The following is a 25,447-nucleotide window of genomic DNA, read 5'->3' as shown; positions in this document are numbered from 1 at the left end:
GCTCACCTCTCCCTACGGCTGATCAGCACCCGCGCCGCCAGCACGATGATCAAGATGGCGCCGTTGGCTGCGACCTGCCAGTCGGGTGGAATGTGCATGAAGGTGAGCAGCGGCGAGGCGGCCAGCGCCAGCGTCAGCGCGCCGATCACCGCGCCGATCGGCGACACCCGGCCGCCGACGAACTCACCGCCGCCAAGGATGACGCCGGCGATCGCCAGCAGCGTGTAGCCATTGCCGATATTGGCATCGGCCGAAGTGGTGATGCCGATCAGCGCCATACCGGACAGCACGCCAAACAGGCCGGCGAGCGCGAACAGCACGATCTTGGTCTTGAGCAGCGACCAGCCGGCGCGGCCGAGTGCTGCCGGATTGCCGCCCGAGCCGCGCAGGATCACGCCGTAGGAAGTGCGCATCAGGCCGAAATGAACGATGAGGCCGATGAGCAGCGCGGCAATGATCGGGAACGGCACGAAAGGCGGCTTGAACGCCATCAGCCCAAGCAGCCAGTCCGGCGCCTTGCCGCCCGGTTTGGGCAAAACGAGAATCGCGAGGCCCTGCCAGACGAAACTCATGCCCAGCGTCACCACGATGGAAGGCAGGTTGCGCAGATGGATCAGCGCGCCGAGCAGCGCATAGATGCCGATCGACCCGAGCAGGATGACGACGCCGATGAGCGGCGCATCCTTCAGCCAGGTCGCGGTGACGCAGCCGACGAAGCCGACGAAAGTGCCTATCGACAGGTCGAGCTCGTTGCCTGATATGACGAACATCTGCGCGATCGTCGCTAGGGCGATCGGGATCGCCAGGTTGAGCATCAGGCTGAAGCCGAAATAGCTGATGGCGCGCGGGTTGAGCCAGGCGATGGCGAGCAGCACCAGCGCCAACGACAGCGCCGGCAGCAGCCCGCGCAACAGGCGGGCGCGGGCCAGTGCGCCACGCTCGGCGGAAGTCTTGGCAACGGTTTCGAGGCTGGCGGCCGTCATCTCAGGCCGCGTCGCCGAAAGAGGACTGGATGATCTTCTCTTCGGTCAACTCGTCGCGGCGCAGATTGGCGACGATGCGGCCGTTCTTGAAGACATAGATGTGGTCGCAATTGTCGAGCTCTTCGGTTTCCGTGGTGTACCAGAGGAAGGTGCGGCCGCGGGCAGCCTCTTCGCGCACGAGGTCGTAGACCTCCAGCTTGGTGCCGATATCAACGCCGCGCATCGGATCGTCCATCAGCACGATCTGTGCGTCCGAGCCGAGTGCGCGGGCAAACAGCGCCTTCTGCTGGTTGCCGCCCGACAGCGAAAAGATGTTGTTGTTCATCTCCGGCGTGCGGATGCCGATCTTCTTCTGCCAAAATGCAGCAAGCTCTGCCTCGCGCTGCGGCGAGATCAACAGCCCGTTGCGCAGGCGCGCCAGCGAGCGGATGCCGATATTCTGCGCGATCGACCATTGCGGAAAAATGCCGTCCGACTGACGGTCGCCGGCGACCAGCGCCACAGGCGCTGTCACCTCGATGCCGGTCCGGGCGCGCGATGCCGCAGCGAAGATCGCCAGCAGCAGGTCGGTCTGGCCATGTCCCGCCAGCCCGGCGAGGCCGATGATCTCACCGGCACAGGCGACGAGATCGGTGCCGTCCTTCTGCGCGGCAGGTCGCGCCCGAACCCGCAGCGGGCTGGCGCTGGGCTTGGCGGCAGCGATTTGCGCCGCGATCTTCTGGCGCGCTTCCGCTCCGCCCATCGCCGTCACCAGCCGGTCGCGGTCGAAGGCACTGGCAGCGTCAGCGACAACCACTTTGCCGTCGCGCATCACCACGATGCGGTCGGCGTTCCGCAGCACCTCGCCCAGCACATGCGAGATCAGGATGCAGCTTTTGCCGCCGGCAACGAAGCGGCGTACGAAGGCCAGCAGCTGGCCCGCCGTATGCGCATCGAGCGATGATGTCGGCTCGTCGAGGATCACGAGGTCGAGCCGGTCTTGCGTCACCGTGAAGGCACGCGCCACCTCGACCATCTGGCGACGGCCGATCGACAGGTCGCCGACAATGTCCGACGCCGAGATGCTGTGACCCGGAAAGATCTCGTCGAGCTTGGCGGCGATCAGATCGGCCGCCTTGCGCCGCCAGCCGAAGCCACGCAGCGACGCATGGTTGATGCGTGTGTTCTCGGCGACGCTGAGATTGGGGCACAGCGACAGCTCCTGGAACACGCAGCGTATGCCGAGCTGCTGTGCCCGCGACACCGAGTAGTTGTCCTCGATGCCGCCATGCACGCCGATCTGCCCGCTGTCGGGCACCAGCGTGCCCGCCACCATGTGCATCAGCGTCGATTTGCCGGCGCCATTGTGGCCGACGAGACCGACACACTCGCCGGATCCGACGTGAAAATCCACGCCGCCCAGTGCGCGAACGGCGCCGAAATGCTTTTCGGCGCCGTTCAGTCTGATGATGTCAGCGTTCCCTTCAGGCATGCTCAACGATATCCGCTCGGCGATACGGACGGCAACGCTGCCGTGACATTCACTTGATGTTGGCTTTGATGGCCGCGATCGCATCTTCCTGCGTGTATTCGTGGCTGGCAACGCCGCCTTTGACGATCTTCGGCAGTTCGGCCTCGAAATCGTCCTGGGTGAAGGCCAGATACGGCACCAGCAAATCGTGCGGGATATCGGTGCGGCCGTCGAGCACCTGCTGCGCCACCCAGAAGGCGAGCGACGAGACGCCGGGCGCGATCGAGGCCGACCAGGTCTTGTAGCCGTCCTTGTCCTTCTGTTCCTTCCACCATTGCAGCTCGTCCTGGCGGTTGCCCATGATGATGGTCGGGCGCGGCTTGCCGGCGGCGGCGAAGGCCTGTGCGGCGCCATAGCCGTCACCACCCTGGTCGACGATGCCGACGATGTCGGGCAGCGACGGCAGGATGGTCGCCACCGCCTTTTGCGCCGTCGTCTGGTCCCAGTCGCCGGTCACCGAGCCGACGATCTTGAACTCGGGATGGGCAGCCACACCTTCAAGGATGCCGGCATGGATGGCATCGTCGATCGAGGTGCCGGCAAGGCCGCGGATTTCAAGGAGATTGCCGCCCTTGGGCTGGAATTTGGCCATCTGCTCGACTTCCTGCTTGCCCATGTCCTTGAAGTCGACGACGACGCGGTAGGCGCAGGGTTCGGTCACGGTGCCGTCGAAGGAGACGACAGTGATGCCGGCGTCGCAGGCCTGCTTGATGGCGCCGTTGAGTGCGTCCGGCGAGGCGGCATTGATGACGATCGCGTCATAGCCCTGCAGGATCAGGTTCTGCACCTGCGCCGCCTGCGTCGGCACTTCCTTGTCGGCGGTGGTGAAGATGTCGGCCGCGCCGACGATCTTGTCGGCGACCGCCTTCTTGGTGACGATGCCATAGCTGTCGAGCATCGCCTGCCGCCAGGAATTTCCGGCATAGTTGTTGGAGAAGGCGATCTTCTTGCCACTGGTGTCGGCCAGCGCCGTGCCCGAGGCGAGCATCGCCGCCAGGGCGCCCAAGACGAACAGTTTCTTCATGTCGTAATCCTCCCAGATGTTGACTGCTGCATTTCCCGCCGGCTTTGACCCCGGCCTCACTCCCAATCTGATTTGAGCACGGATCGTCGCGGGCTCAAAACAGTCTCAATCCCGGCACTCGCACCCTGAGCCGGTACAGCGACGTCGACGCGGCGATGTAGAGGCTCTGCAGGTCGTCGTCGCCGAAGGTGAAATTCGCGCAATTTTCCGGTGTCCGGATAACGCCGAGAATGGCGCCCGACGCATCGAAGACATGGATGCCACCGGGCCCGGTGCAGTAGAGATTGCCGCGGCTGTCGATCTTCATACCGTCGGGCGCTCCCGGCTCCTCGCCCTCGGTCACGGCCCAGACGGCGCCGCCATTGAGGTCGCCGTTCGCTTCCACGCCGAACACCCTGATGTGCCCCCGTTCGGTGTCGTTGATGAACAGCCGCGACTCGTCCAGCGAAAAGCAAAGCCCGTTCGGCTGGACAAAATCGTCGGCCAGCAATGTCAGCCGGGCGCCGTCGCCATCGATGCGGTAGACGCCCTGGAACGGCAGCTCCTGTGGCCGCGGCACGCCATAGAATTCCACCCGACCATAGCCGGGATCACTGAAGTAGATCGATCCGCCGGTGGCAACGACGATGTCGTTCGGACTGTTGAGCTGCTTGCCCTGATGGTGCGTGGCAAGCACCGTCACGCTGCCGTTGGGCTCGGCGCGGGTCACCCGGCTCGTCGCGTGCTCGCAGGTGACCAGCCGCCCGTGGCGGTCCAGCGTGTTGCCATTGGCCTTGTGGCTCGGTTCGCGGAACAGCTCGATCTCGCCCTCGGCACTGCGGCGGTACATGCGGCTTTCCGGAATGTCGGAGAAGACCAGCCACTTCTCGTAGGGGTGCCAGACCGGCCCTTCGAGGAAGCCGAAGCCGCTCGCCAGCGTCTCGATCGTCGCATCGCCGACGACGTCGTCCAGGCCGGAATGGCGGGCGCGCGCCGACACCGACATCACCGGCTCCCGGCGGTGCGAATCCGCATGGTGACGAATGGCATGAGCGCTTCCCCGATATATCTTCTTGTTGGGGTTGAGCGTAGTTGCGGCGCCGGCGTGGCGATACGGGTCAAAGCGCATGGCCGACTGTGCGTTTGCACAGTCGCGCAGGGGCTAATCGGGGCAGAGTGTTAGCGGCTACGGCGAGGTCGGACTAGGGCCGGCGAACACCCAGCAAAAGCGCGGTCAAGGTCGCGCTCGCGCACGCCACCGCCACGAGCACGACCACGCCAGCAGAGTTGGATTTTTGCCCTGCGCAAAATGGGTTGTGCTGCGTGGGCAAGGGACTGTGAATCAAGGTTTTCAGATCGGACCTGCTGCCGTGCCTAATGGAATAGGCGCGCGTTAACTCGGCACCGAGAAGGAAAATTTCCGACGAATAGTAAACCCAGAGCAGTACGACGAGCAGACCACCCGCCGCGCCATACGAGGACGCAGTCGCGCTGGTGCCGATATACCACCCGATAAGCGATTTCCCCAACGTGAACAGGGCAGCGGTCACAACAGCGCCAATCCCTACATCGCGCCATTCCAGGGTTCGATCGGGCAAAACTTTGTAAATGGCAGCGAACATCACGGAAATGAGCGCAAACGAAACGACGCCGTTGATCCCACTGAGTATGATCGTTCCAAACGGCAGATGGACGTTGATGAAATCGCTCAGCGCCGAAATCGCAGCGCTTGCTATGAGAGAAACCAGCAACAGGAACCCGAGCGCGGCCACCAACCCTAGACTGGCGGCCCGTGCCCGCACCAGACGCGACAAGGAGTTGCCCTGCGGTTCAACCTTCCAAATTGTGTTCAACGACTGCTGCATTTCGCCGAAGACGCCAGAGGCGGCCACCAACAAGGTGGCCAGCCCTATGATTGCGGCCCACGTCCCGTACAGCTTGCTAGATGCACTTTGCAGTGCGGTCTTGAGGAGATCGGCGCTTTCCGGCCCCATCAGCCCGGAGATCTGGGCCGACAAAGCCAATTGTGCGGCATCATGACCGAATACGAGACCAGCAATCGCAACCACAATCAGCAAGATCGGCGCCAGCGAGGTGGCAGCATAAAAGGCCATCGCAGCACCGTGACTAAGAGCATTGTCGTTGATGAAGCCGGCTACGCTTTCACGCACCAAGTGCCATGAATCTGTGATTGAGGGTCGCACTTTGAGTCCGCAGGCAGTGAATTGGAATGGCGTTCACTAGCAATGCGCCGGAACTTCCGATGTTCCGGTTGGCCGTGCCACCAATTTCACGAACCCATCGGAATCGGGTGTGGACACTCCAGTCATGAGGCCGAGGCGCAGAAGACGAGGCCCGCTATTGCTCCGCCAGCCAGGCATCGAGCCGGTCCTGCTCGCGGCGCAGCGCATCGACGTTGATCAGGCCGCGCGCCATGGCGAGATAGATCGCCCGCGTCCGCGAGTTGAACACCGAAGCATCGCTGGCGCCGTCCTCCGCCGGAACGATGCCAAGCTTGTCGTAGACATGTTTAATGCGGCTCTGCGCGCCACGGATCGACAGGCCGCGGCGTGCTGCGATCGCCCGGTCGGTCAGGCCGAGCGCGATGTCGATCAGGCTTTCATATTCGCCGTCGGTGATGCCCTCGAACCTGTCCTGCACGCGGTGCTGGATGCCGCGGATCTCGCGGTCGATGATGCAGTGGCCATCGCGGAAAACGCCGCGCAGGGCGGACCGCATGCCCTCCTCCGTCGCCGATTTGAGCACATAGCCGTAGACCGAGCCCGGCGGCACGATGCGCGCCACGCCACGCACATAGGCCTCGTCGGCGAAATTCGACCAGAACAGGATGTGCGTGCCGGCGCGGCGGTTCCAGATCGCCCTAGCAACCTCGATCCCGGTCGCCTTCGGCATCTGCAGGTCGAGCACGACATGCGGCGGCTCGCGTTCAGCCGCCAGGTTGATCGCGTCCTCGCCGTCGCTCGCTTCGATCACCTCGACGTCGCCGGGCCACAATTGCTCTACGGTCCGGCGCGCGAAGGTGCGGTGCAACCCATCGTTCTCGGCGATCATCACAAGCATCACATGGCCTCCGACACGGCGAACTCGCCGGGTGCTGTTGCAGCCGCCGCAGCCGGTAACTCCCGCGACGGCGGGCGGTCGATCTCGACGACGACACGGGTGCCGCCGCTCTTGCGGCCGGCCTGGCCCATGCGCAGCCGCGCCCCGATGAGGGCGGCCCGTGTGTGCATATGGCCGATGCCGCCATGGGCGGCCGGATCGACAGCGCCGCAGCCCTGGCCGTCATCGGTGACGATCACCCGAAGCACGCTCGTTGTCGACGCCAGCAGCACGTCGATGCGGTGTGGCGCGGCGTGGCGAACGGCATTGTTGATCGCTTCCTGCACGATCCGGTAGAGCGCGGTGCGAACCGGCTCCGGCAGACTGTCGGCGCCACCGTCGCTGGTGTCGGCGATGTGCACGGCGATTGGCGGCTTGGCTCTGGCGACGCTGCGGTTGAGATGCGCCTCGACGGCATCGCGCAGGCCGAACAATTCGAGCACGCTCGGGCGCATGTCGTCGACGATGTGGCGCAGCTCCGTGAGACAACCGGCGACCTCCTGCTCGAGGTCGGCAAGCTGCGCCGCCCGCGCCACGCCCTGGCCGCGCAGGGCCGAAAGCTGGCGCGCGATGCGGGCGAGGTCGGCAAGCGTCTGGTCGTGCAGGTCCATGGCCATGCGCCGGCGTTCGCGCTCCATGCCTTCGGTCAATTGCGAGGCGCCGACCCGCAGCAGTTCGACGCGGTTGCGGGCCTCGCTCTCGGCAAGCATCGCCCGGCGGGCCTCCTCGGTCTGGATCAGCGCGAATATATAGGGCGCGATCAGATCGGCGCATTGCTGGGCGACGGCGACATCGGCAAGCGTGTAGCAATCGACCTCGTGCCGGCTGATGTTGAGCGCGCCGATGATGCCGCCGCGTGCCCTGAGCGGCACGACGATGCGGCTGCGCAGTCGGGCGGCGAAGATCGGCCCATCTATGGCCGTGGCGAAATGGAAGCGCTGGTCGCTCAACGCGTCGTCGGCGAGCAGATAGGGTACTTCGCCCCACAGCACCGAGCGGATCGGGCTGACTTCGGTCGGCAGCGGATGCTGGGCAAGCTCGCTCCAGCTGGTGTGGAAGCCGGCTTCATAACAGGCGTGCCGGCGGCCATCATGCGACAGCACCGCCAGATCCATGTGGTCGTGCGGAATGAGCGAGCCGATCTCGATGGCTGTCGCGCGGAACGCCGTGCCGGGGTCGATATGGCCGGCAAGCGCCCGCGAGATCGCCAGCAGCCGGTCGATCAGGACCAGGGACACCTCCGGCATTGGCTTTCACGATCCTCCCGTGCCGGGAAATAGTGGACGCATGCCGGCGCTGCTGTCAACGACGCGCCATTGGCGGTGTCCGATCAACTTGCGGTGCAATGATTGTAAAGGGTTCGCGTCCTGGTCTAGGGAGGGGGCCAGGAGACCGAAACAGAATGCCAGTGACGCCAACCGTTGCTCCGGGCGCCCCGGGAATTCCGGCCCGCTGGACGTCAAGCGCCAAGAGCGGCGTCGGAACGTCGCTTTCGCCAGCCGGCCAGATCTGGTTCACGATCAGCCACGGCATCCTCAACGAAATCTACTATCCGCGCGTCGACAGCGCCTGCACGCGCGATTTCGGCCTGATCGTCACCGGTCCCGACGGCTACTTCTCGGAAGAGAAGCGTGATGCCGCGCACACCATCGAACCGTTCGAGGACGGCGTACCTGCCTACCGGCTGGTCAACACGGCGAGCGACGGCGCCTGGCGGATCGAAAAGCGCATCCTCGCCGACCCGGCGCGTCCCGCTTTGCTGCAGGAAATCACCTTCACGCCGCTCAAGGGTGCGCCCGGCGACTACCGCGTCTATGCGCTTCTGGCGCCGCATCTGGTCAATGCCGGCATGGGCAACACCGCCTGGGTCGGCGAGCACAAGGGAAAGCCCGTGCTGTTTGCCTCGGGGCGCGGCTCTTGCCTGGCGCTGGCCTCGTCGCTGCCTTGGAAAAACAGCGCGGCCGGCTATGTCGGCTTTTCCGACGGCTGGCAGCAACTGCACGACACCCGCCAACTCGATCCGGCTTGCCAGCGGGCCGAGGACGGCAATGTCGCGTTGACCGGCGAGATCGGTTTTTCCGCCGCAAAGACCAAGGCCTTGCTGGCGCTGGGCTTTGGCGCAACGCCCGACGAGGCCGCGGAAAATGCCTTCGCCAGCCTGAAGCGGGGTTTTGCGGCGGCGGCCAAGTCTTACATCCAGAACTGGCGCAAGTGGCAGACTGGCCTGCTGCCGCTGGATCGGCACACAGCATCAGGCATCAACAGCTATCGCACCAGCACCGCGGTACTGGCGACGCACCGGTCGATCGTCGTGCCGGGCGCCGCGGTCGCCAGCCTGTCGATCCCGTGGGGCTTCAACAAGGGCGACGACGACCTCGGTGGCTATCATCTGGTCTGGCCGCGCGATCTGGTCGAGACGGCGGGCGGCTTCCTCGCCGCCGGCGATGCCGCGGCGGCATTGCGGATTCTCGGCTACCTGCGCTCCATCCAGCAGCCGGACGGCCATTGGCCGCAGAATGCATGGCTCGACGGGTCCCCCTATTGGCCCGGCATACAGATGGACGAATGCGCGTTTCCGCTGCTGTTGGCCGATGCTTTGCGGCGCGCCGGCCATTTGCCGCGCGCCAGGCTCATAACCTTCCTGCCGATGATCGAGGACGCCGCCAGCTATGTCGTGCGCAACGGACCGGTCACCGGCGAAGACCGCTGGGAAGAGGATGCCGGCTACAGCCCGTTCACGCTTGCAGTCGAGATCGCGGCCCTGCTAGCTGCGGCGGACTTGCTCGATGTCTGCGGCAAGGACGACGCCGCGACCTATCTGCGCGAGACCGCCGACGTCTGGAACGACCAGGTCGAGCGCTGGACCTATGTCAGCGGCACGGCGATCTGCAGGCAAGTTGGCGTTGACGGCTACTACGTGCGCATCGCGCCGCCCGACAGCGCCGACGCCGGCTCGCCGAAGGACGGCTACGTACCGATCAAGAACCGGCCGCCCGGCGACAGCGACCGGCCCGCCGAGGCAATCGTCAGCCCGGACGCGCTGGCGCTGGTGCGTTTCGGTCTACGGGCGGCCAACGATCCGCGCATCGTCAACACGGTCAAGGTCATCGACGCTCAATTGCGCTGCGACCTGCCGCAAGGGCCGCTCTGGTATCGCTACACCAGCGACGGCTATGGCGAGCACGAAGACGGCGCGCCATTCGACGGCACCGGCCAGGGCCGCCCCTGGCCGCTATTGGCGGGCGAACGCGCCCATTATGAGCTGGCGGCAGGGCGCAAGGACAAGGCAGCCAGCCTTCTCGAGGCGCTGGAAGGCTCGGCCGGACCGGGCGGTCTGTTGCCGGAGCAAGTCTGGGACGGCCCCGACCTGATGGAGCGCGAATTGCTGCATGGCAGGCCCTCGGGCAGCGCCATGCCTTTGGTCTGGGCGCATTCGGAGCATATCAAGCTGTTGCGCTCGCTGCGCGACGGTGCGGTCTTCGACATGCCGCCGCAAGGCGTCAAGCGCTACATCGAGGACAAGACCGTATCGCCGTTCAGGACCTGGCGGTTCAACAACAAGATCCGCACCATGCCGGCGGGCAAAACGCTGCGCATCGAGCTGTTGGACCCGGCAATCGTTCACTGGAGCAGCGACAACTGGGCAACTGCCCATGACAGCCAGACGGCAGAGAACGCTTTCGGCATCCATCTTGCCGATCTGCCCGTCGCCGGCCTCCCCAAGGGAAGCACGCTGACCTTCACTTTTTTCTGGCCCGCAACCGGCGATTGGGAGAATGTCGACTTCTCCGTCATATCAGGCGAGCAGGATAGCCAGTAGATCTTCCCCCGACAAACCCCGTAAATCTCCTAGAAAACAGGGACGAAACCATGCAAATCGGAATGATGGGACTGGGCCGGATGGGCGCCAACATGGTCCGGCGCCTGATGCGCGACGGCCACGAATGCGTCGTCTACGACATCAATCCCGCCAGCGTCGCGGCTCTGGTGACTGACGGCGCGCTAGGGGCGGCTTCAATGGAAGAATTCGTCGGCAAGCTCGCCAAGCCGCGTTGTGTGTGGCTGATGCTGCCGGCAGCCATCACCGGCAGGATCATCGATCAGGTGGCGGCCCTGATGGAGCCCGCAGACATCGTCATCGACGGCGGCAATTCCTACTATCACGACGCCGTCGACCAGGCCGCGAAACTGGCTGGCAAGGGTATCCATCTTGTCGATGTCGGCACCAGCGGCGGTGTCTGGGGCCTGGAGCGTGGCTACTGCCTGATGATCGGCGGTCCCGATGTGGCGGTGCAACACCTCGATTCGATCTTCGCCACGCTGGCGCCGGGCGCCGACGCCGGCTCCAATCCGCCCAAGGATGCCGGGACCGCGCCCTTTGGCTATCTGCATTGCGGACCGAGCGGCGCAGGCCACTTCGTCAAGATGGTGCACAACGGCATCGAATATGGTGTCATGGCCGCCTATGCCGAAGGCATGAACATCCTGAAATCGGCCAATGCCGGCAAGCGGCAGCGGACGGCGGACGCCGAGACCAGCCCGCTGGAAAACCCGCAATACTACCAGTTCGATATCGACCTTCCCCAGGTGGCCGAGGTCTGGCGGCACGGCAGCGTCATCGGCTCCTGGCTGCTCGACCTGACGGCCGGCGCCTTGAAAGGCGACCCGGGCCTGGCGAATTACGGCGGCCGCGTCTCGGATTCCGGCGAAGGACGCTGGACACTGAAGGCGGCGATCGACACCGGCGTGCCGGCGCCGGTGCTGTCCTCTGCGCTGTTCGACCGCTTCTCCTCGCAAGGCGAATCCGAATTCGCCGACAAGCTGTTGTCCGCCATGCGCTATGCCTTTGGCGGTCATGTCGAAAAGCCGAAGGCAGGCAAGTGACGGCGATAGGGGAGACACGCTCATGAGCCAGGAACGGTCCGACACGCTGGTGCTCTTCGGAGCAACCGGCGACCTCGCCCACAAGAAGATATTTCCGGCACTTTACCAGATGGTCGCCAAGGGCACGCTCACCGAACCGGTGATCGGCGTCGCCTTCGACGCCTGGGACCTCAAGCAGTTGCAGGCCCGCGCCCGCGACGGCATCGTCAATGCGCTGGGCAAGATCGACGAAAAGGTGTTCGCCAAGTTCGCCTCGCTGCTGCGCTATGTCAGCGGCGACTACCGCGATGGAGCGACGTTCGAGAAACTGAAAAGCGCGCTCGGCACCGCGCAGCGGCCGCTGCACTACATGGCGGTGCCGCCGACCATGTTCGAGACCGTCGTCCAGGGGCTGGAACAATCGGGCACCGCGCATGGCGCACGGCTGATGGTGGAAAAGCCCTTCGGTCACGATCTGCAATCGGCGCGCTGGCTCAACCGGGTCCTTCACCTGGTGTTCGACGAACAGTCGATCTTCCGCATCGACCACTATCTCGGCAAGGAAGCGATCCAGAACCTGCTCTATTTCCGCTTCGCCAACTCTTTCCTCGAGCCGATCTGGAACCGCAACTTCGTCGAGAGCGTGCAGATCACCATGGCCGAGGATTTCGGCGTCGAGGGGCGAGGCCGCTTCTATGACGATGTCGGCTGCATCAGGGACGTCATCGAGAACCACCTGCTCAACATCCTGTTGCTGCTTGCCATGGAGCCGCCTGTCGGCCGTTCCGCCGACGATTTGATCGACGAGAAGGTGCAGGTGCTGCGCGCCATCCGGACGCTGACCAAAGACGATGTCGTGCGTGGCCAGTTCACCGGCTATCTCACTGAACCGGGCGTGGCGCCGAACTCGCCGGTCGAGACCTTCGCGGCGGTGCGTTTCTTCGTCGACACCTGGCGCTGGCAGGACGTGCCGTTCTTCATCCGCGCCGGCAAGAACATGCCGGTGCATGTCACCGAAGTGGTGGTGCGGTTGAAGCGGCCGCCGCTCGACGTCTTCGATCCGATCAAGCCCGCCGACCAGAACTACGTCCGCTTCCGCATCGACCCACAGGTGGTGATCGCTATCGGCGCCCAGCGCAAGGCGCCGGGCGACGACATGATCGGCGAGCAGGTCGAACTGACGGCGCTCGACGACAGCAAGGGCGACATGCCGCCCTATGAGCGGCTGATCGGCGACGCCATGAACGGCAACGGCCAGCTGTTCACCCGCCAGGATGCCAGCGAGCTGGCCTGGCGCATTGTCGGCCCGGTGCTTGGCGACACCACGCCGCCGCACCTCTACGAGCCGGGAACATGGGGGCCAGCGGACGTCATGGCCGGGTTCGGGCCGCCCAATGGTTGGATTGATCCAGTGAAATGAGAGGGGACACGATGGCCAAGGCGGTGAAGCAACCAACGTTGGGTATTGAGACATCGGGCGCTGAGAAGATCGTGCTCTCGATCGATATTGGCGGCTCGCACGTCAAGATCCTGACCAGTGCCGGCGGCGAAGAGCGCCGCGCCGACTCCGGACCGGGCCTGACGCCGCAGCAGATGATCGATGCGGTGAAGAAGCTTGCCGAGGGCCTGCCTTACGATGTCGTCTCGATGGGCTATCCCGGCCCGGTCAATCACAACAGGCCGCTGACCGACCCCGCCAATCTCGGCGCGGGTTGGGCTGGATTTGACTTCGCAGGTGCATTCGGCAAACCGGTGAAGGTGGTCAATGACGCGCTGATGCAGGCCATCGGCAGCTATGAGGGAGGACGCATGCTTTTCCTCGGGCTCGGCACTGGCCTTGGTGCAGCGATGATTGCCGACAACGTCGCCCAGCCGATGGAACTTGCACACCTGCCCTACAAGAAAGGCAAGAGTTTCGAGGATTATGTCGGCGAGCGCGGCCTCGAAGAGCGCGGCAAGAAGAAATGGCGCAAATATGTCTTCGACGTCGTCGACCGGCTTCGCGCCGCCCTGCAGCCTGACTATGTCGTCATTGGCGGCGGCAATGTCGACAAGCTCGATGAATTGCCCGCCGACTCCAGGCGCGGCGACAACACACGTGCGTTCGAAGGCGGATTTCGTTTGTGGCGCGACAAGGCACTGATAGTTTGATACTGTTATTGTTTAATATAGTTGTTCAAAATAACGTGTGATATGACACCAAGTCATTGCATTACGCAGATTTGCCGACTAGGAATTCCGCGCCACAACAACGCCATTCGTCCCGTGGACGCACGACGGACGCCATAGCATTTTTGATTTCGCGCATGATCCTTTCCGGAAATCGAATCCGATTTTCAGGTCATTCGCTGTAGACGGAGAAATAGAGTGACCGACGATAGCAACAGTGCCCGTAAAGACATCGACCTGCTCGAGCTGACCGCTCACATCGTGTCCGCTTACGTCGAGAAGAACCGGTTGCCCGCCTCCGGCCTGGCCGACCTCATCGCCAGCGTCAGCACCTCGATAAGCGGGCTCGGCAAGCCGGTGGTTCCGGTGGCTGCGCCCCTGGTCCCGGCGGTCAATCCCAAGAAGTCGGTGACGCCCGATTTCATCATCTGCCTCGAGGACGGCAAGAAGTTCAAATCGCTGAAGCGTCACCTCGGTGTGCATTTCGGCCTGACGCCGGACGCCTATCGCGCCAAGTGGGGCTTGCCGTCGGACTATCCGATGGTCGCCCCCAACTACGCGGCCTCGCGCTCGCTGCTGGCGAAGTCGATCGGCCTCGGCCGCAAGGCCGCCCCCGTGAAGGCACCTGTCAAGGGCAGGAAGGCCAAGGTTTCAGCCTGAGGCATGTCGCCCAAAAGCATGCCCTTGGGCTTGACCCAAGGGTGCGCAGCGCTTTTGGGACAACGACCTGCCTGAAGCAAAGACCTAATTCGGCCCTGAGCCAATAGATTGATTGGAACCTGCCGGCGAATCCGCCTTGGCAGGCTTCATGTTTTTATGGCTTGGATGGGGCCGACAAGGTCTTTGGGGGGAAGCCATGAACTACACCAGGATGGTGATCGAGAAAGAGGCGCCGGAGGAATACGGCTACGACCGCATCCGCTACAATCTCTCCGAAAGTTCGATCGCCGACCAGAAACTCTCGGACATCGGCCTGTCACTGCCTGATCTCACGCTTTTCTATGGCGAGCATCGCGGCGACAAGGATTTGCGCGCGCTGATATCGGCGCAGGACGCCGGCACTTCGCCTGACGATGTCCTGGTCACCGCCGGTGCCGCCGGCGCGCTGTTCATCATCTCGACCTCGCTCTTGTCGGCGGACGACCATCTCGTCGTCATCAGGCCCAACTACGCCACCAACATCGAAACCCCAAGGGCGATCGGCTGCGCCATCAGCTTTGTCGACCTGGCCTTCGAAGAAGGCTTCGCCATCGATGTCGAACGCGTCAAGGCGGCGATACAGCCGAACACGAAACTGATCAGCGTCACCTGCCCGCACAACCCGACCGGCACGATGATGAGCCGAACCGAGCTCGATGAGCTGGTGGCGCTCGCGGAAAGCAGGAACTGCCGTCTGCTGGTTGACGAGACCTACCGCGACCTCTCCTACGGCCGCCGCCTGCCGTCGGCGGCATCGCTCAGCCCGAAGGCGATCAGCGTCTCATCGCTGTCCAAGGCTTTCGGTATTCCCGGCATCCGCATCGGCTGGCTGGTCACCAGGGATGCGGCGCTTCAGGAGAAATTTCTCGCCGCCAAGGAGCAGATCGGCGTCTGCGGCAGCGTCATCGATGAAGGCATTGCGCGCGGCATGCTTGAGCGCCGGGACGCCTTCCTGGCGACGCTGCTGCCCGAAATGGCCAAACGCCGCGACAGCGTCCAGGCCTGGATCGACCGCGAGCCACTGGTCGACTGGGTTCGGCCCGAAGGTGGCGTCGTAGGTTTCCCCCGCCTGAATGTCGATCCCGGCTTCGACCTCGACCGGTTCTATGTGAACCTGGTGGAGAACCACGGCACCTATGTCGGACCCGGCCACTGGTTCGAAATGGAGAAGCGCTTCTTCCGCGTCGGCTTTGGCTGGCCGACGGAAGCCGAATTGAGCGGCGGCCTCGACGCCATTTCCGCCGCGCTGAGGCAGTAACTTCCCCGTGCGGGCGATGGAGCAGGCTGAAAATTCCTTGATCCAGCACTGATTTTAACGCATATCCGCGGCGAACTTTACTAGAAGTTCCATTGGTCGGAACAGCACCCATCCGGGAAGTGCCCCGCCGGCCGATGCCATCGCAACGGGGCCTCACTCCATGACATCAGCACAAACCTCGCCGGACCAGCGCTATGCCGCGTTCCGCCACCGCTCCTTCCTGAGCTATTGGGCGGCGCGCTTCCTCACCACCTTCGCCACCATGATCGTGTCCGTCGCGGTCGGCTGGCAGATGTACGATTTGACCCGTGACCCGCTCGATCTCGGCCTGGTCGGCATCGTCCAGTTCCTGCCGTCGCTGCTACTGGTGCTGGTCACCGGGGTCGTCGCCGACCGCTTCGGCCGCCGCCTGATCATGGCGCTGGCGGTGGTGGTGGAAGCAATCTGCGCGCTGGCGCTGCTGCTCTTGGCGCTGCGCGGTATCAGTGGACCGCTGCCGATCTTCGCCGTACTCGCCATGTTCGGTGTCGCCCGCGCCTTCTTCGGCCCGGCCTCGGCCTCGCTGTTCGCCAATCTGGTGCCATCGGAGGATTTCGCCAACGCCATCGCCTGGAATTCATCGGCCTGGCAGACGGCGACCATCGTTGGCCCGGTCGCCGGCGGCCTGCTCTACGGCGTTTCGCCGGAAGTGGCCTACGGCACCGCCGCTGTCCTGATGCTTGTGTCCGGGCTGCTGATCTTCACCATCCCGAAGCCGTCGCAGCGCACGGAGACGGAAAAGCCGACCATGCAGCACCTGTTAGGCGGGTTCAGCTATATCTGGAGCGAGAAGATCGTGCTGGGCGCCATCTCGCTCGATCTGTTCGCCGTGCTCCTGTCCGGCGCCTCGGCGCTGCTGCCGGTCTACGCGCGCGACATCCTCCAGCTCGGTCCCTGGGGGCTCGGCCTGCTGCGCTCGGCGCCCAGCGTCGGCGCCATTTGCGTCGCGATCTGGCTGGCCGGGCATCCGCTCCGCAACCACGCCGGCATAATCATGCTGGCTTCCGCCGCATCGTTCGGCGCCTTCACCGTGCTGTTCGGCCTGTCGACCATCACCTGGCTGTCGATCGTCGCCCTTGCCTTCCTTGGCGCCACCGACATGTTCAGCGTCTACATCAGGGAGACTCTGATCCAGCTGTGGACGCCCGACCACGTGCGTGGCCGTGTTAATGCCGTCAACCAAGTCTTCGTCGGCGCCTCCAACGAACTGGGCGAATTCCGCGCCGGTACCATGGCGGCGCTGATCGGCACCGTGCCGGCCGTGGTGGTCGGCGGCGTCGGCGCCATCGTCGTCGCCGGCCTGTGGATGGTGCTGTTCCCGCAACTGCGTAAGGTCCGCCACCTCAACGGGCGAAACTGACCTTATCGCGCTGCCGGCTTGCCGAAAATCACCCGCAGGAATTCGTCCAGCCAGCGCTTGAGATGCATGTCCCAGATCAGCCGGCCGCCGAGATGATCGCGGCCGGGCTGCGCGCCCGGCAACTCGAAGCGATGCGCGCCGCGCACCACCCAGCGCTGCATCATCACCCTGGTCAACTCGCCATGGAACTGGATGCCCCAGGCATTGTCGCCATAGCGGAAGGCCTGGTTGGGATAGGTCTCGGCCGTCGCCAGCAGCGTCGCGTCCCTGGGCAGCGAAAAGCCCTCGCGGTGGAACTGATAGACCATCTCAGGCCAGTGCATCAGTTGCTTGCCGGCTTCGGTCGCCTTCAGCTTGTACCAGCCGATCTCGACCAGCCCTTCGCCATGCCCCTCGACCTTGCCGCCGAGATGATTGGCCAGCATCTGCGCGCCAAGGCAGATGCCGAGGAACGGCCGGTTCTCCTTGAGCGGTATTTCCAGCCAGTTGGTCTCGCGGCGGACGAACTCGTCATCGTCATTGGCGCTCATCGGGCCGCCGAACACCACCGTGCCGGCATGGCCGTCCAGCGTTTCCGGCAAGGTGTCGCCCAGCGGCGGCCGGCGGATGTCGAGATCGAAGCCCTCCTCCAGAAGCATGTGGCCGACACGTCCGGGGCTCGAATTCTCCTGATGCAGCACGATCAGGATTTTGGGCTTCGAACTCGTTTGGCGCGGCATGGGTAGGCGAAATCCCGTCTATTCGTCGCTCGATGTTCCGGTGGCGCCGGGCGCGTGCGCCGCCGCCTTGCGGCGCGCCTCGACGCGGTCGCGGCGTTCGACGCCGATCAGCTCGGCGACGCGCCAGACGGTGTTATCCTCCAGCTCGTGCAGCTCGCCATCGGCATAGACGATCTCCCACATCAGGCCGATGAAGGCCTTGCGCGCATCGGCATCGAGATGGCGCTTCAAGACACTGGTGAAGGCATAGAGATCGATCGCCTCATTGTCGGCCCGCTCGCCGGCGGCGACGAGCGCTTCGAGTTCGGCGCCGCTGATCGAGTAGCTCTCCGCCAGTACCGCCTTGAACCGCTCCCACTCGACATCCTGGCGCACACCATCGGCATTCATCACATGGTAGAGAAGCGCCGAGGCCGCGATGCGCGGATCGTCCGTGCTGGCATGCGTGTCGGCGCCGGCCGGCAAATCCCTGAGAAATGACAGAACGCGTTCAAACATAAGTCCATTCCTCAGAGCATGATGCCGAAAAGTGTGAAGCGGTTTTCGGACGACATCGTGCTCTATCTCCTTGAGTCAGAGGGGGCTGACGGCCGGCCCAGTTCAAAACAGCCGAAACCGGCGCGGCGATTTTTCCGCTTCCTCGTCCGGATCGACGCCGGGATCGTCCGGCAGCCGTGCAAGCTCCTCGGCCGGCTCGACAGCCTCGGCATCGGTCGGCACCGCGGCGAAGGCCGCCGCCGTGATTGGCTTGACATGATCCTCGTGGCTCTCGGCGTCCCTGCCGCCTGCCTCGCCCTGACCGGCGTCATCGATCACCTCGGCCGGCTTTTTTCCGCTTATCGGCTTTGCCAGTGCTTCAATGACCGGCGCCGCGCTGGCTGGTGCATCCTCATGGCTGTCGATCAACTGGCCGAGACGCTCCATCGGCGCGCGCCATTCGAAGGCATCGAGCCGGCCGGTAATCGGTGACACCGGCGCCCAACGTTCGGACACCACGCCGTCGGCGACCCAGGCCGGATCGCGCGGCGCCCGCACCGCCCTCGACAGCAGTTGCCGCACCTTGCCCTGGTCGCCGGTCTCGGCCTCCTCGATGTCGGCGAGCAGCAGATAGGCGCCCTCGCGGCGATCCATCCGGATCGCGGCCTCGGCCTCGCGGCGGGCGGTCGAGAAATCCTGCGCGTCGAGTGCGGCGCGCGCCACCGTCATCGACGACTCGGCGTGGTTCTTCTTCATCTCCTGCAGCTTCTTCGCCCGGTTGAGGCGGTCGAGCACGGCGTCGCCCGGTCTGGCATGGGTATAGAGTTCGGCGACCTCCGGATGCGGCTCGGCCTTCCACGCCGCCTCGAGGATCTTTGAGCCCTTGCGCACGTCGTTCTGCTTGAACAGCGCGGCGGCGGCTGCAACGGCGGCGGGCGCGAAGTCCGGTCGCAGCCGGTTTGCCTCGATCGCCGCGGTTCTGGCGGCAGCGGGATCGCTGTCGGCAAGCGCCTGCGCCTTGGCGGTCAGCAGCACGGCGCGGCGGCGGGTGGCCGCGTCGCGTTCGATCTGCCGTGTCGACTTCTGCGCGTCGACCAGTTTCAAGGCGCCGTCCCAGTCGCCGCGTGCGGTCAGCTCTTCCAGCGTCGATTCGGCTGCCCACGCCAGCTGCGGCGCCACAGCGGCAGCACGGCCGGCATAGTGCCGGGCGGCGTTGCGGTCGCCGAGCCGTTCGGCTTCGAGATAGAGCCCGCGCAAACCCAACAGCCGCATTTCGGGATCGTCGAGCATGCTCTCGAATTTCTGCCGCGCGCCTTCATGATCGCCTTCGAGCAGCGACGCCTGCGCCTCGAGCAGATGGATCAGCGGTTCCTGGTCGGAGCGGATCAGCTTGGCGGCTTCCTTGGTCTTCTTGCGGGCCAGCGCGCCGTCTCCGGCGCCGGCGGCGATCATGCCGGTCGACAGCGCCTGATAGCCGCGGTCGCGGCGGCGCACCCGGAAATAGCGCGAGATGGTGTAGGGGCTGTTCCACAGCGACTTGAGCAGCCACCACAGGATCATCACCGCGGCGACCACGGCAACGACAGCCACCGCCGCCACCATCAGGCTGACCTGGTACTGATAGCCGCTGAAGGTGACGACCATGTCGCCTGGCCGGTCGGCCAGCCAGGCAAAGCCCAGCCCAAGTGCGAAAACGACGATGAGGAAGGCGAGCAGCCGGATCATTGTGTTGCCCTCATGCCTTCATCGCGCCGGAGATCAGCGCGTCGACTTGGGTTTCGACCTCGATGCGTGCCTTCAGTTTGCCGGCAAAATCGGCGCCGGCGGCCTTGGCGGCTTGCGGCAGCGTGTCGTATTCACTGAGCGCCTTGGCGTAGTCGCCCTGATTGACCGCCGCCTCCATGCGCGCGACGGTTTCCGGCGCACCGGCGCCCTCGACGGCGCCGATCGGCCTGACCTTGACCAGCGATTCGGCGCTCGACAAAAGGTTCTGCAGGAAGCCGGCATTCTCATCGACAGGCGTCGCAGCAGTAACCATGGCACTGGCGGCGGCATCCGCTTGCGTTGCGATCTCGGCGCGGGTCGGAACGCCCTTTTCGGCATAGGGACGCAAGGTCGCAAGCTGCGGCGCGTCCGGGGAAATCGCGGCAAAGGTCTCGAGTTCGGCCGAGAAAGGCGCGCCACGGTCGAGCGCCGCCTTGAGCGCCGACGCGGCGATGGCGAGCGCGATCTTCGGCTGTCCTGCCGCCGCCTCGACCTTGCTGGAAAGCTGCGACACCGACTGCTCCAGCGCGGTGAGCCGGCCATCCTGTGCCGTCGCCGCCTCGCCGGCCGACTTCACCTGCGCGTCGAGACCAGCCAGTTTTTCGTTGAGCGGGCCGAGATCGACCGGAGCCGTGCTGCCGGCCTTGCTGAGCGTGGCGACCGCCGTTTCGATCTGCGCGACCTTGTCGCCCAGTGCGGCGACCCCGGCAGTGTCGCCTGCTCCACCTTTCTCGACCGCCGATTTCAGCGCCGCGACATCGGCCTTGACCTGCTCCAGGCCCGAGGACAGGCCGACCACCTTGGCCGCTGCATCGCTGTTGCCGCCAGAGTCCTTCAAGCCGGCGATTTCGGCCTTCAGCGAAGCGATGTCACCATTGACGCCATCGAGCGAGACACTGGCGCCGGAGCCCGGTGCGCCGAGCAGGCCGGCAAACTGCAGCCCGCCGGCGCCGACCAGCGCGATGACACCGCCGATGATGCCGGCAGCGATGCCGTTGAGGCCGCCACGCTTTTCAGGGGGAGGTGCCGGCGCCATTCTGTCGTCCCGTGTCTCGGCTTCTGCCTTGCTGCTATCGGTCTGGGTGCGCTTTGCCGACGCATCTTCGAAACTGTAGTCGAAGGCTTTGGCGCGGTTGGGCGGAGCATCCGAACCGGGATAGGGGAGCTCTGGTTCGGCGGCTTTGGCTCCGGCATCTGCCGGCGCTTGCGTCTCCGCTGGCCCTGCGGCGGCATCCGCATGCTCCCAGGGCTCGAGATCGGTTTGGTCGGCATGAACCGGCTCTTCGGGAACTGCGGATCGAGAGGTTTCCGTGGCCTCCACTGGCGCTTCATCAGTGCCGGCCTGCGTCTTGGCGGCATCCTCGTCGGCGATGCGTGAGACGGCGCCCGGCTCCAGATCGATGGTCACCGGCTCGCGGCGGCTTTTTGAGTGTCGCATCTTCGGCGTCTTGACCATGCCTGGGCTCCGCACAATTCGCTTCGTCTCAACGCCCTGCGGCGCATGATGGTTCAGAAAGGGTCTAGCACATCACCAAGCGGTGAAAAGGGGCGGTGTGATGACGCGGCTCAGCTCACGCTCGCAAAAGCGCCAGCAGCGCTTCCTCGTCGGGCTGTGCGGCAATGCGGATTCTTTCGCTGGCGGTATCGTCGAGGATTGCCGCGATGCGGTTGGAAAGTGCGAAAAACCACGTTTTTTCAAAGAGCCCGTGCAGAGCGGGCCGTCTGGCCAGGACCTGCATCGCGGCAGCCGCCTTGGCTGAATAAAGCAGCACCGCATCGGCAGGTTGGCCGGACAGACGCTCGAGGATGGTTTCGTCCGAATAACCCATCTGTAGCGTGTCATATGTTTCGACGGCGTGGACCTGAACGCTCGCCGCCTTGAGCTCATGTTCGAAGGCCGGAAATCGCACGCGTCCACAGAGATAGACAATGGTCTTGCCCGAGAGATCAGCAGCAAGACTGCCGGCGAGACCTTCGGCATTGCCCGGGCCTTCGCTGACCGACAAGAACCCCGCTTCGCGCGCGGCTTCCGCCGTCCTTTTGCCGACGGCATGGCAAGGCAAGGCGGCGAGCGCCGCGATGACGTCTTCCGGCGCATGGCGCACGGCATTGGCGCTGGTGATGGCAACGGCGATGGCATCGTCCGGGACGAGTCCGGCATCGACCGGCAGCGCCACCGTTTCGGTCAGAGGCAGAAGAATCGGCAGAAACCCTGTCTCCCGAAGCTGCCGCGCTGTGCGCAAGGCGCCCGGTTCCGGTCTCGTCACCAGGACGCGAAGCATTTCAGAGCCAGCCGTCGAAGAACTTTTCGCCGGCCTTGTCCCTCACCGTCCTGGCTGCTTCGGCGCCGATACGGGCGGCGTCTTGCGCCGGTCCCTGCAGCTCGACTGTGTGCGACAGCGTGCCGTCGGGCGATATGATCAGCCCTGCGAACGACAGTTTCCCGGCCTCGATCGCCGCATAACCAGCGATCGGCGTGCGACAGGAACCGTCGAGCGCCGCCAGAAAGGCGCGCTCGCAGGCCAGCGCCTGACCGGTCGGAACATCATGGATTGCCACCAGCATCTTTTCGGCATCGCGATCGCCGATGCGGGTCTCGATGCCGATCGCGCCTTGCCCTGGCGCCGGCGGGAAGAGGTCGAGCGGCATCAGGTCGGTGGCGACATGCTCGAGCCCGAGCCGCTTCAGCCCGGCATAGGCGAGGATCGTGCCGGCGGCGACGCCTTCGTCCAGCTTGCGCAGGCGCGTCTGCACATTGCCGCGGAACATAACCACGTCGAGATCCGGCCGCATGCGGCGGATCAGCGCCTGCCGCCGCAGCGACGACGAACCGACTTTCGCCCCTTGCGGCAGGTCCGCAATCGTCTTCGCCGCCCTGCCGACAAAGGCGTCGCGCGCATCCTCCCGCGGCAGGAAGGCTGAGAGTTCGAGACCGTCGGGCAGTTGCGTCGGCATGTCCTTCGACGAATGCACGGCGATGTCGATCCGGCCCGCCAGCAGCGCCTCCTCGATCTCCTTGGTGAACAGACCCTTGCCGCCGGCTTCCGACAGCGGCCGGTCCTGGATGCGGTCGCCGCTGGTCGAGATGACGACGATCTCGAAGGCCTCCGCCGGCATGCCGTGCGCGGCCATCAGTCGCGCCTGCGTTTCCTGCGCCTGTGCCAACGCCAGCGGGCTGCCGCGTGTTCCGATTCTCAAGATTGTTTGCATGGCGCGCGGTCCGTGATAACCCCCGGCCTGAGCATTTTGCAGCCAAGTGGAACCACTTGGCGTCGCAGCAATGCGGCTAAAATAACCGAGGCCTTTCCGGACTTTCTCCTAACGGGGAAAGGCCTGACAGACAATCTCTTGGGATAGCGACGAATTGATCCGCGTGCTGGGCATAGAGACGAGTTGTGACGAGACCGCCGCCAGCGTCGTGGCTGTGGATGGCAACGCCGCGCCAAAAATCCTGTCCAACATCGTGCTCAGCCAGATCGAGGAACATGCCGCATTCGGCGGCGTCGTGCCGGAAATCGCGGCGCGCGCCCATGTCGAGGCGCTGGACGGCATCATCGAGGCGGCCCTTGCCGATTCGGGCGTGGCGCTCGCCGACATCGACGCGATTGCCGCCACCGCCGGTCCCGGCCTCGTCGGCGGGCTAATCGTCGGGCTGATGACGGCCAAGGCGATCGCCGCTGCGGCAAACAAGCCGCTGATCGCCATCAACCACCTCGAAGGTCATGCCTTGACCGCACGGCTGACCGACGGGCTCAATTTTCCCTATTTGCTGCTGCTGGTTTCCGGCGGTCATACGCAGATTCTCGCCGTGCGCGGCGTCGGCGACTATCAGCGCTGGGCAACCACCATAGACGACGCGCTCGGCGAAGCCTTCGACAAAACGGCCAAGATGCTTGGCCTGCCCTATCCTGGCGGACCGAATGTCGAGAAGGCGGCACAGGCCGGCAATCCTTCGCGCTTTGCCTTTCCGCGTCCGATGAAGGGCTCGGCTCAGCCCGACTTCTCCTTCTCCGGCCTCAAGACCGCCGTGCGTCAGGCGGCGACCGCCATTGCTCCCTTGAGCGACCAGGACGTCGCCGACATCTGCGCCTCCTTCCAGGTGGCCGTCGCCGATGCGCTGGCCGACCGCGTTTCCCGCGCGCTGACGCGCTTTCGGCAGACATTTCCCGCCACCAGGAACCCGGCACTCGTCGTGGCCGGCGGTGTCGCCGCCAACCGCACGATCAAGGCGATGCTGGAGCGGCTCTGTGCCGAGGCCGGCTTCAGCTTCATTGCGCCGCCGCTGAAACTTTGCACCGACAATGCGGCGATGATCGCCTGGGCCGGCGTCGAGCGGCTGCGCGCCGGCATGGCGCAGGAGAACGGCTTCGATTTCGTGCCGCGCTCGCGCTGGCCGCTGGACGGCATCTCGACGCCGATGGTCGGCTCCGGCCGGCGCGGAGCCAAGGCATGACTGGCCAGCATATGAACAGTCCGGACAAGAGCGGCTGGCGTGTCACCGTGCTTGGCGGCGGCGCCTGGGGCACGGCGCTGGCGCTGGCGATGCTACGCGCCGGTCATTCGGTCCGGCTGTTCGCGCGCGACCCGGAAACCGTCGCTGCGATCGGCCATGGCGAAAATCCGCGCTATCTGCCCGGCATTGCCATCGCGCCCGGCATCGAGGCGACGGGCGACATCAAGGTGGCACTTGCCGGCGCCGATTGCGTGCTGGCGGTGACCCCGGCGCAGGCGTTGCGGGCGACGCTGGCAGCCGCGAAGGACCATATGCCGGCGGGCATCCCGCTGGTTCTCTGCGCCAAGGGCATCGAGCGCGACACGGGCGCCTTGCTGTCGGCAATCGTCGAAGAGATCCTGCCGCAGAATCCGGTCGCCGCCCTGTCGGGTCCAAGCTTCGCCACCGATGTCGCCCGCGGCCTGCCGACGGCCGTTGTGGTCGCCGCCCGCGACGAGGCATTGGCCGCCGACCTCGCCGCCCGCTTTTCGGCGGAGAACCTGCGCTGCTATTCGAGTGACGACCTGATCGGCGTCGAAATCGGTGGCGCCTTGAAGAACGTCTTCGCCATTGCCGCCGGTGCTGTCACTGGCGCCGGGCTCGGCGCCAGCGCCCAGGCCGCCATGGTGACGCGCGGCTTTGTCGAACTGCGCCGCATCGGCGCCGCCTTCGGCGCCAGGCCCGAGACCTTGATGGGGCTTTCCGGCCTTGGTGACCTGCTGCTCACCTGCTCGTCCACCCAGTCGCGCAATTTCGCCTATGGGCTGGCGCTTGGGCAAGGCAAGCCGCTTGCCGGATTGCCGCTGGCCGAGGGCGTGCCGACGGCCGCGATCGCTGCCCGCATCGCCACCGAGCGCAACATCGACGCGCCGATCATCGCCGCCGTCGCCGCCATACTGGACGGCACCATTACCATCCGGCAGGCTGTGACGGCTCTGATGACCCGGCCGCTGAAGACCGAAACCAACGATTGATCCCCACGACTTTGATC

General features: G+C 65.0%; 22 protein-coding genes. 9 read left to right on the top strand and 13 right to left on the bottom strand.

What is annotated here, in order from left to right; all coding sequences use genetic code 11:
* Window positions 1-2: 2 nt before the first annotated feature.
* From C8D77_RS14760 to C8D77_RS14730, 7 genes are all read right to left on the bottom strand, one after another.
* Window positions 3-983, bottom strand: a complete 981-nt coding sequence (locus C8D77_RS14760) for an ABC transporter permease (RefSeq protein WP_109664034.1) — start codon at window positions 981-983, stop codon at window positions 3-5.
* A gap of 1 nt (window position 984) precedes the next feature.
* On the bottom strand, window positions 985-2,454 hold the full coding sequence (locus C8D77_RS14755; RefSeq protein WP_109664030.1) for a sugar ABC transporter ATP-binding protein: 1,470 nt from the start codon (window positions 2,452-2,454) through the stop codon (window positions 985-987).
* Between the two features lie 49 nt (window positions 2,455-2,503).
* Window positions 2,504-3,517 (bottom strand): ABC transporter substrate-binding protein, encoded by a 1,014-nt coding sequence (locus tag C8D77_RS14750; RefSeq protein ID WP_109664026.1) that lies wholly within the window; start codon window positions 3,515-3,517, stop codon window positions 2,504-2,506.
* Window positions 3,518-3,611: 94 nt separating this feature from the next.
* Entirely contained in the window at window positions 3,612-4,625 is a 1,014-nt protein-coding gene (locus C8D77_RS14745) for an SMP-30/gluconolactonase/LRE family protein (protein WP_245468595.1), read from the bottom strand.
* A gap of 73 nt (window positions 4,626-4,698) precedes the next feature.
* Entirely contained in the window at window positions 4,699-5,667 is a 969-nt protein-coding gene (locus C8D77_RS14740) for a YihY/virulence factor BrkB family protein (RefSeq protein WP_245468599.1), read from the bottom strand.
* Between the two features lie 187 nt (window positions 5,668-5,854).
* The gene (locus C8D77_RS14735) at window positions 5,855-6,577 is read right to left on the bottom strand and encodes a response regulator transcription factor (protein WP_109664011.1); all 723 of its coding nucleotides are present in this window, start codon (window positions 6,575-6,577) and stop codon (window positions 5,855-5,857) included.
* Window positions 6,577-7,863: a histidine kinase gene (locus C8D77_RS14730; protein ID WP_109664007.1), complete on the bottom strand. Its 1,287-nt coding sequence runs from the start codon at window positions 7,861-7,863 to the stop codon at window positions 6,577-6,579. The genes C8D77_RS14735 and C8D77_RS14730 overlap by 1 nt, the downstream gene beginning before the upstream one ends.
* A gap of 155 nt (window positions 7,864-8,018) precedes the next feature.
* Between C8D77_RS14730 and C8D77_RS14725 the strand changes: the two genes are divergently transcribed.
* The 7 genes from C8D77_RS14725 (at window position 8,019) to C8D77_RS14695 (ending at window position 17,004) form a co-directional block, all read left to right on the top strand.
* Entirely contained in the window at window positions 8,019-10,436 is a 2,418-nt protein-coding gene (locus C8D77_RS14725) for a glucan 1,4-alpha-glucosidase (protein WP_109664003.1), read from the top strand.
* 50 nt (window positions 10,437-10,486) lie between these two features.
* Window positions 10,487-11,500, top strand: coding sequence for a phosphogluconate dehydrogenase (NAD(+)-dependent, decarboxylating) (gnd, locus tag C8D77_RS14720; RefSeq protein WP_109663999.1), 1,014 nt, complete (start codon window positions 10,487-10,489; stop codon window positions 11,498-11,500).
* Window positions 11,501-11,522: 22 nt separating this feature from the next.
* Window positions 11,523-12,899: a glucose-6-phosphate dehydrogenase gene (zwf, locus tag C8D77_RS14715; RefSeq protein ID WP_109663995.1), complete on the top strand. Its 1,377-nt coding sequence runs from the start codon at window positions 11,523-11,525 to the stop codon at window positions 12,897-12,899.
* An 11-nt stretch (window positions 12,900-12,910) separates the two neighbouring features.
* Window positions 12,911-13,630, top strand: a complete 720-nt coding sequence (locus C8D77_RS14710; RefSeq protein WP_109663992.1) for an ROK family protein — start codon at window positions 12,911-12,913, stop codon at window positions 13,628-13,630.
* A 216-nt stretch (window positions 13,631-13,846) separates the two neighbouring features.
* On the top strand, window positions 13,847-14,308 hold the full coding sequence (locus C8D77_RS14705) for a Ros/MucR family transcriptional regulator (protein ID WP_056585880.1): 462 nt from the start codon (window positions 13,847-13,849) through the stop codon (window positions 14,306-14,308).
* A 196-nt stretch (window positions 14,309-14,504) separates the two neighbouring features.
* Window positions 14,505-15,605: an aminotransferase class I/II-fold pyridoxal phosphate-dependent enzyme gene (locus C8D77_RS14700; protein WP_109663988.1), complete on the top strand. Its 1,101-nt coding sequence runs from the start codon at window positions 14,505-14,507 to the stop codon at window positions 15,603-15,605.
* 160 nt (window positions 15,606-15,765) lie between these two features.
* The gene (locus C8D77_RS14695) at window positions 15,766-17,004 is read left to right on the top strand and encodes an MFS transporter (protein WP_109663983.1); all 1,239 of its coding nucleotides are present in this window, start codon (window positions 15,766-15,768) and stop codon (window positions 17,002-17,004) included.
* 2 nt (window positions 17,005-17,006) lie between these two features.
* Here the strand turns inward: C8D77_RS14695 and C8D77_RS14690 are convergent, their stop codons facing one another.
* The 6 genes from C8D77_RS14690 to hemC all read right to left on the bottom strand — a co-directional run bounded on the left by C8D77_RS14690 (window position 17,007) and on the right by hemC (window position 23,174).
* Window positions 17,007-17,723 carry a glutamine amidotransferase gene (locus tag C8D77_RS14690; protein WP_109663980.1) on the bottom strand — a complete coding sequence of 239 codons (717 nt, stop codon included), beginning with the start codon at window positions 17,721-17,723 and terminating at the stop codon, window positions 17,007-17,009.
* An 18-nt stretch (window positions 17,724-17,741) separates the two neighbouring features.
* Window positions 17,742-18,221, bottom strand: a complete 480-nt coding sequence (locus tag C8D77_RS14685; RefSeq protein WP_109663977.1) for a tellurite resistance TerB family protein — start codon at window positions 18,219-18,221, stop codon at window positions 17,742-17,744.
* A 102-nt stretch (window positions 18,222-18,323) separates the two neighbouring features.
* On the bottom strand, window positions 18,324-19,925 hold the full coding sequence (locus C8D77_RS14680; protein ID WP_109663972.1) for a heme biosynthesis protein HemY: 1,602 nt from the start codon (window positions 19,923-19,925) through the stop codon (window positions 18,324-18,326).
* A gap of 10 nt (window positions 19,926-19,935) precedes the next feature.
* On the bottom strand, window positions 19,936-21,420 hold the full coding sequence (locus tag C8D77_RS14675; protein WP_109663967.1) for a COG4223 family protein: 1,485 nt from the start codon (window positions 21,418-21,420) through the stop codon (window positions 19,936-19,938).
* Window positions 21,421-21,535: 115 nt separating this feature from the next.
* A complete protein-coding gene (locus tag C8D77_RS14670) occupies window positions 21,536-22,246 on the bottom strand; it encodes a uroporphyrinogen-III synthase (RefSeq protein ID WP_109663964.1) in 711 nt (236 codons plus the stop codon).
* 1 nt (window position 22,247) lies between these two features.
* Window positions 22,248-23,174 (bottom strand): hydroxymethylbilane synthase, encoded by a 927-nt coding sequence (gene hemC, locus C8D77_RS14665; RefSeq protein WP_109663960.1) that lies wholly within the window; start codon window positions 23,172-23,174, stop codon window positions 22,248-22,250.
* Window positions 23,175-23,331: 157 nt separating this feature from the next.
* Here hemC and tsaD point away from each other — a divergent pair, with 157 nt between their 5' ends.
* The gene (gene tsaD / locus C8D77_RS14660; protein ID WP_206438802.1) at window positions 23,332-24,417 is read left to right on the top strand and encodes a tRNA (adenosine(37)-N6)-threonylcarbamoyltransferase complex transferase subunit TsaD; all 1,086 of its coding nucleotides are present in this window, start codon (window positions 23,332-23,334) and stop codon (window positions 24,415-24,417) included.
* Entirely contained in the window at window positions 24,414-25,430 is a 1,017-nt protein-coding gene (locus C8D77_RS14655; protein ID WP_109663953.1) for an NAD(P)H-dependent glycerol-3-phosphate dehydrogenase, read from the top strand. The genes tsaD and C8D77_RS14655 overlap by 4 nt, the downstream gene beginning before the upstream one ends.
* Window positions 25,431-25,447: the final 17 nt, after the last annotated feature.

The organism is Mesorhizobium loti (assembly GCF_003148495.1).
Classification (GTDB): Bacteria; Pseudomonadota; Alphaproteobacteria; order Rhizobiales; family Rhizobiaceae; genus Mesorhizobium; species Mesorhizobium loti.
The sequence above is the reverse complement of the archived record's forward strand: the minus strand, read 5'-3'. Positions and strand labels throughout refer to the sequence as shown.

What these genes read in the sequence shown, in the direction of transcription:
- C8D77_RS14760 (WP_109664034.1), bottom strand. Translation starts at nt 983, where the DNA reads ATGACGGCCGCCAGCCTCGAAACCGTTGCCAAGACTTCCGCCGAGCGT.
- C8D77_RS14755 (WP_109664030.1), bottom strand. Translation starts at nt 2,454, where the DNA reads ATGCCTGAAGGGAACGCTGACATCATCAGACTGAACGGCGCCGAAAAG.
- C8D77_RS14750 (WP_109664026.1), bottom strand. Translation starts at nt 3,517, where the DNA reads ATGAAGAAACTGTTCGTCTTGGGCGCCCTGGCGGCGATGCTCGCCTCG.
- C8D77_RS14745 (WP_245468595.1), bottom strand. Translation starts at nt 4,625, where the DNA reads ATGCGCTTTGACCCGTATCGCCACGCCGGCGCCGCAACTACGCTCAAC.
- C8D77_RS14735 (WP_109664011.1), bottom strand. Translation starts at nt 6,577, where the DNA reads ATGCTTGTGATGATCGCCGAGAACGATGGGTTGCACCGCACCTTCGCG.
- C8D77_RS14730 (WP_109664007.1), bottom strand. Translation starts at nt 7,863, where the DNA reads ATGCCGGAGGTGTCCCTGGTCCTGATCGACCGGCTGCTGGCGATCTCG.
- C8D77_RS14725 (WP_109664003.1), top strand. Translation starts at nt 8,019, where the DNA reads ATGCCAGTGACGCCAACCGTTGCTCCGGGCGCCCCGGGAATTCCGGCC.
- gnd (WP_109663999.1), top strand. Translation starts at nt 10,487, where the DNA reads ATGCAAATCGGAATGATGGGACTGGGCCGGATGGGCGCCAACATGGTC.
- zwf (WP_109663995.1), top strand. Translation starts at nt 11,523, where the DNA reads ATGAGCCAGGAACGGTCCGACACGCTGGTGCTCTTCGGAGCAACCGGC.
- C8D77_RS14710 (WP_109663992.1), top strand. Translation starts at nt 12,911, where the DNA reads ATGGCCAAGGCGGTGAAGCAACCAACGTTGGGTATTGAGACATCGGGC.
- C8D77_RS14700 (WP_109663988.1), top strand. Translation starts at nt 14,505, where the DNA reads ATGAACTACACCAGGATGGTGATCGAGAAAGAGGCGCCGGAGGAATAC.
- C8D77_RS14695 (WP_109663983.1), top strand. Translation starts at nt 15,766, where the DNA reads ATGACATCAGCACAAACCTCGCCGGACCAGCGCTATGCCGCGTTCCGC.
- C8D77_RS14690 (WP_109663980.1), bottom strand. Translation starts at nt 17,723, where the DNA reads ATGCCGCGCCAAACGAGTTCGAAGCCCAAAATCCTGATCGTGCTGCAT.
- C8D77_RS14685 (WP_109663977.1), bottom strand. Translation starts at nt 18,221, where the DNA reads ATGTTTGAACGCGTTCTGTCATTTCTCAGGGATTTGCCGGCCGGCGCC.
- C8D77_RS14680 (WP_109663972.1), bottom strand. Translation starts at nt 19,925, where the DNA reads ATGATCCGGCTGCTCGCCTTCCTCATCGTCGTTTTCGCACTTGGGCTG.
- C8D77_RS14675 (WP_109663967.1), bottom strand. Translation starts at nt 21,420, where the DNA reads ATGGTCAAGACGCCGAAGATGCGACACTCAAAAAGCCGCCGCGAGCCG.
- C8D77_RS14670 (WP_109663964.1), bottom strand. Translation starts at nt 22,246, where the DNA reads ATGCTTCGCGTCCTGGTGACGAGACCGGAACCGGGCGCCTTGCGCACA.
- hemC (WP_109663960.1), bottom strand. Translation starts at nt 23,174, where the DNA reads ATGCAAACAATCTTGAGAATCGGAACACGCGGCAGCCCGCTGGCGTTG.
- C8D77_RS14655 (WP_109663953.1), top strand. Translation starts at nt 24,414, where the DNA reads ATGACTGGCCAGCATATGAACAGTCCGGACAAGAGCGGCTGGCGTGTC.